The 5,033-nt window shown below is 62.2% G+C and carries 4 protein-coding genes; 2 read left to right on the top strand and 2 right to left on the bottom strand.

The window, feature by feature from the left end; all coding sequences use genetic code 11:
• Positions 1-870: 870 nt before the first annotated feature.
• Positions 871-1,281 (bottom strand): hypothetical protein, encoded by a 411-nt coding sequence (locus ABZX92_RS45045; protein ID WP_355572204.1) that lies wholly within the window; start codon positions 1,279-1,281, stop codon positions 871-873.
• A 69-nt stretch (positions 1,282-1,350) separates the two neighbouring features.
• Between ABZX92_RS45045 and ABZX92_RS45040 the strand changes: the two genes are divergently transcribed.
• Positions 1,351-3,219 carry a signal transduction protein gene (locus ABZX92_RS45040; protein WP_355572202.1) on the top strand — a complete coding sequence of 623 codons (1,869 nt, stop codon included), beginning with the start codon at positions 1,351-1,353 and terminating at the stop codon, positions 3,217-3,219.
• 155 nt (positions 3,220-3,374) lie between these two features.
• A complete protein-coding gene (locus ABZX92_RS45035) occupies positions 3,375-3,569 on the top strand; it encodes an integrase core domain-containing protein (RefSeq protein WP_355572205.1) in 195 nt (64 codons plus the stop codon).
• A 743-nt stretch (positions 3,570-4,312) separates the two neighbouring features.
• On the opposite strand, the gene ABZX92_RS45030 is transcribed toward ABZX92_RS45035, so the two are convergent.
• Complete coding sequence (locus ABZX92_RS45030; RefSeq protein WP_355572200.1) at positions 4,313-4,876, bottom strand: hypothetical protein; 564 nt, start codon at positions 4,874-4,876, stop codon at positions 4,313-4,315.
• Positions 4,877-5,033: the final 157 nt, after the last annotated feature.

The following is a 5,033-nucleotide window of genomic DNA, read 5'->3' as shown; positions in this document are numbered from 1 at the left end:
TGATCTCGGCATGTGGTCGTGTCCATATTGGTAATTGCGAGAGAATCGGTATTGATGAGCTAATCGCACTTTTACGACCGTCCTTGCCTGGAGCGAGCCGTCGTCCAGGTGCCTGGCGGCGTACAGTGGTGTGCAGAGCGACCGCTTCGTCAGTCGAAGTCGCGATGTAGCGTCTGGGAATGTCCCGGGCGCGCCTCGGAAATCGGGTTTCCGACACCTAGGCGCCGCTCAATCATCATGGCGGGTTATCATGTGTGGCTGCGAGCGTCCATGAACGAAAAGCGGGTGAGGATTGAAATCCTCACCCGCTTGATCAACTCCGATGTCCGAGGGGGACTTGACCCCCCACGTGTAGCAAGTTTGCGCAGTACGTGTGTTCATGCGCTATTGGATAGCTCGAACCCAGTATAGAGGGCCAGTCGGGGCAATTCAACCCTTCGCTACTGAGTTTCTGTTGCTAGGGGCGTGTTGCGGCCGTTTCGTCGAAGCGTGAGGGCGGGGGTCCGTAGGTCGCGGTTCTGCCTCGCGGTGAACCTGCAGAGTGGTGCACCAGACCGTTCTGCCGCATCCCGCTTTGATTGTCAAGATCCTCGGCACCGAATGGATCGCTACGATTTCGTTATCCGGATTCCCCGCGTGAACCCCACCATCAAACACTAAGTGAAGACACTTCACGCCGAACTGCTGGATCGCACGCTGAGCTGAATCAGAACCACCTGCCACATGCGCGTCGTGTGAGGGGTACTACAACGAGCACCGAATCCGCTGATCGCTTGCCGCTCGAGCACCTTTGCGGACTAGTCCTCAGCCTTGTCAAACCCGATCAGATCGACCGCCTTAGCGTAGATCGGCAGGATCGGCTCGGCGGAGTCATCCGCGAGTATCGCCATGCGGGTTAGCCTGCATGGATGCGGTTTTGGCACGCACAGGGTCGTCGATGATGCTGTGGTCGCGATATGAGGGATCGTCAGGTTCGCTGTCCGCCTTGGCCGTAGGTCTTTCGAGCGCCGCTACCGCAGCGAACGACATCTCGAGCGGTCGTTTGCCGGGCTTGCCGTTGATGGATCGAGATCTGGTCAATGCGCGGAACGTCGCCTCCACGCACTCCCAGTCGGTCACAATGTGTGCGTGTCCGGATACACCCGAAACGACGTTCACGGCCAGAACTGGGGCAACCTCGTGCAGGCGGGGCACGTCGAGCAGTTGGTCGCGGTCAACGTGCACGCTGGTCGGCGGATGAGCGACGACGACCTCGCGCCCTACGTCGATGCCTGTCGTCATGGTGCTGATGATCACCCCTACGCCGCGAGGTCCGGGCTGTCCGCCGCACCGCGGGTTCCTCTGAGTGAGTTGTACGTCGAACAGGGCCTTCTGCACGAGGGCAAGCGGTTTTCCTGGCAGGAGATGCTTGAACGGCACCGCAACCTCCTGGTCACGGCGGGCCCCGGCCTCGGCAAGTCCAGCCTGCTCAGGCGAATCGCGCACGTGCTGACCGGTCCGAGTGTCCCGGTGCGGGTACACGCCAGGTCGTTCGTCCGCGGCCGCCCCATGGCCGAGGCGATCAGGGAGGGTGCCAGTGCCGAGCTGACCTATCGGCTGCTGCGCGAGTTGCCGGTCGACATGTTCGAAGCCGCCCCTCCCGGCGGCCTGAGCTGGCTGGTGCTGGTGGACGGCCTGGACGAGCTGCACGACGCGCAGGAACGTGAGACCGCATTGCGCGTCATCGCCGACGGCACACGCCACGAGTTCTTCCGGTTCGTAATTGCAAGCAGGCCGCTGCGCGATGTTGATCTGGGAGAGGTCGAGAGGCGTTTCACGCGCTACGAGCTTCAGCCGCTCGGCATCGTGGCTCTCGAGGAGTTCGGCGAGAAGTGGTTCGCCAAGCGCGATGTGCGGCACGCGGCAGAGCTGAGCCGGCGGCTGTGCGCCCACGTGCGGAACTCGCACCTGCTCGGATGGGCGGACCGTCCGCTGTACGCGTTGATGCTGTGCGAGTTGCTGGCGAACGATCCCTACCGCCAGTTGCCCAGGAACAGGGTCGTGGTCTACGAGCACTACGTGAACAAGGTGGTGCTGACGCGCGGCTCGGCCGAAGATCGGAGGACCAACCAGCTCGTGGTCTTCCTGCTCGAACGGATCGCCTACGACAACCTCGTCGACGGTTTTCTGATCGACGTTCTTGACTGGGCCTCCGAGCTAGTGGTCGGCACTGCGCTCGAACCTGCGGCCGGACCGGAGGACGTTCAGCGTCGTGAGCTGCACGACCTGCTGTGTTCGACCGACCTCGTGGTGTCGACCGGTGATGGGGTCGAGTTCGCGCACCGCACGTTCGAGGAGTACTTCGCCGCACGGCGGCTCGTTCGGATGCTGGAAGGCCTGAACGACCGCGAGCGTCAACTGCGACTCCAGGAACTGATGACCGGTCTCGCCGAGTCCTACGAGTACTCGTCCTTCTACCTCGAGGAGTACTTGTACGAGTTCACGGTGCTTCCGCAGTTCCTGGTCGGTGTGTGGGCGGCTCGCGGTCACGAACCAGACGCTCTTGTCGCGGCACTGGTGCGCGCCAAGCCGAGTTCGTGCTGGCTACTGATCAAGCAGCTTTCCGCGGAGGACATCGAGCTCGGACCCGAGACGATCTCCTCGCTCGTCGCGATCACCGTCGACCCGAATGTGGACGCCGAGGATCACCTGCGTGCGGGCTTCGCCTTGGCGGAACTGAACTTCGACCTCGCGGTGGACGTCCTGCTGGCGATCGCGACTGACGTGGACTTTGCGGACGCGACCCGTGTCGAGGTCATGCAGTTTCTCACGAACAACGATCGGGCGGCCGCGGGCGCGCTGCACCGCCTGATGTGGGATAGCGACCTCGGCGGGCTGGACTTTCCACACCGCGCCGACGCCAACGAGCTCCTGCTAGGACTCGCGCTGGACGAGACCGAGAAGCACGAAGGGCTCTGGCGCATCGTGGGCAACGGCCGTCTCGACGACACAACCCGCGCTCGGGCAGGAGCTATCGCTGTCGATGCCGAGGGCACGGCGGCTTACCGGCGCCTGAAATCCGTGTTGCCACTCGACAGGCTGCCGGTGAGCCTGGCTGAGGCGGCAACACAGGGTTGCCACGAAGCGGTGTCCGTGCTCTGGCGAATGGTGGACGACGGCGAGCTGAGCCAGACCATTCGCGATCTGGCTGCGGAAGAGCTGGAGTACTTGCCTTTCTAGACACTGGCGACGCGTGCGGGAGTGCCAAAACGCGGTCCAGCGGTCTGACCTGCGCTGGGTCGATCACGTGAAGAGATTTCCGCGGCAGGACAACCGCCCCAAATGACCTTCGCTGTGTGAACCCGGCGCAGTTCCGTTCATTGTGGAAATCAGTTATGGCGACTACGCCGCGAACTCCCTGGGTGAACGCTCAGTGCGAACGGCTCATCGGCCGCATCCGCCGCGAGGTTCTCGACCACGTCCTCGTCATGGGAGAAGGCTGCGAGCATCAAGTCCTTGCGGCTTACGGAGCGCACTACGACGTGCTTCGGCCTCACCAGGCCCGCGACCAGCGCCTACCCAGCCTCTGAGATGGCTCTGCAGTGCAAGACCTCGACAGCCCTAACCACCCGACCACTTCGCCGCATCGGTATGTCGTGTGAGCTGCAGCGATGACTTTTCGAGCGGCACAGCGTGCCTGGTGGGACGGGACGGTGCATCCGGCATGCACTAGTAGTCGTCAGTCGCTCGCCCTTCAGGAGGGTGACGTTTGGCCTGATCGGTTGAGACCTGTCTCGCCAACCGCGTTCCTGCTCGGTGTATATCGCTCCAAGAGCGAGATCAATTTCCTGGGATCGCCTCCTGGAAAGGAGGTAGTCATATGAATGGACACGGTTGCACGCTAGCCCCTCACGGTGCGCAGCGTGACAATGAACCCGTCTGCCTGTGCAGCAAAGGCCTTCAGCCTCTAATGTCTGCGCCTCGCTTCTGATATGTAGACACCTAGGTTGAGGTATCTCGATCTGATCGTAGCGATTCAACGTCCTTCGATCCGCGCACTACAGGTGCGGACGATCGCGTTGCCTGGTCAACGTTGCGAGCAGCGCCACTAGCACACTCCACCACGACCCGATGACCCACTCGCAGAGCCGGGCTGTAGCGCCGTTCGTCGTCGGCGAGTACTCGGCGGCTTGATCAACGAGCACGATCCTGCGGCGGCCTTAGGCGGAGGTCAGACCACCAGCCTAGTTTTGGCACCCCACAGGCTTACAGCTACTCCAATTCGCGGGTGGCTGCAACGATCCGCAAGCAGCCAAACCTCGCTGTCGGACGGTCACTCCTGTTCGACGAGCCTGGCCATCTCGTCCAGGGTTTCCTCTCTGATCTCCTGCACTCGAAGGGAGGTAAGGGTGAAGCGGTCCAGCACTCGGCAGTGAGATCTGGGATACGCGGCAAGACTCGGGCATGATTTCCAGATAAGCAGCTCCTTCTCGCTGTCGGCGCGGACTTGTGCTTGTTCCATTTCGCCAACAAGTTTCTCCAGGGCTTGGCGGACATCCGGGTCCTGCGTGATACGTTGACTGCCGAACCTGGTGATCAGGAAGTTAAAGGCCTGGTCGGATCGGGCGCGTGCGAGCAAACCAAGAGCATCGACGGCATTGCCAACTCGCCCTGCTGCCCTGAGAAAGGTGGCGCCAGTGAACAGAACGAGCAGGGGAATTGCCGTCAGCACGGCGAGGGTACCCAACCCGGCGATGATCACGCCCAACACTTCGGCATATTGACTATTTGACAGTGCGAACAGGAGGTAGGTGGCGGCTGCGAGCCCGGAAAACTTCGCGATGCCCTGCCAGAAATTGCGCCACGTAGGCTTGATCCTGGCAATGAGCGCGATCACGGCGGATCGCGCGGAGCCTTCACCCAGAGTTCGCAATTGGGCCGTGTGCGTCCGAATCCACTGCGCCTCCAACCGCGAGGACATGATCGACCCGGCGATCCTCCGCCCCGGCCGACTCGACGTGAAGATCAAGATCGAGCGACCGGACGCCGAGGGC

Source organism: Lentzea sp. NPDC006480, from assembly GCF_040611995.1.
GTDB lineage: Bacteria > Actinomycetota > Actinomycetes > Mycobacteriales > Pseudonocardiaceae > Lentzea.
Note: the sequence above shows the minus strand (reverse complement) of the source record. Positions and strands in the feature narration are given on the sequence as shown.

Coding starts and splice junctions, on each gene's coding strand:
- ABZX92_RS45045 (WP_355572204.1), bottom strand. CDS start 1,281: ATGACGACAGGCATCGACGTAGGGCGCGAGGTCGTCGTCGCTCATCCG.
- ABZX92_RS45035 (WP_355572205.1), top strand. CDS start 3,375: ATGGCGACTACGCCGCGAACTCCCTGGGTGAACGCTCAGTGCGAACGG.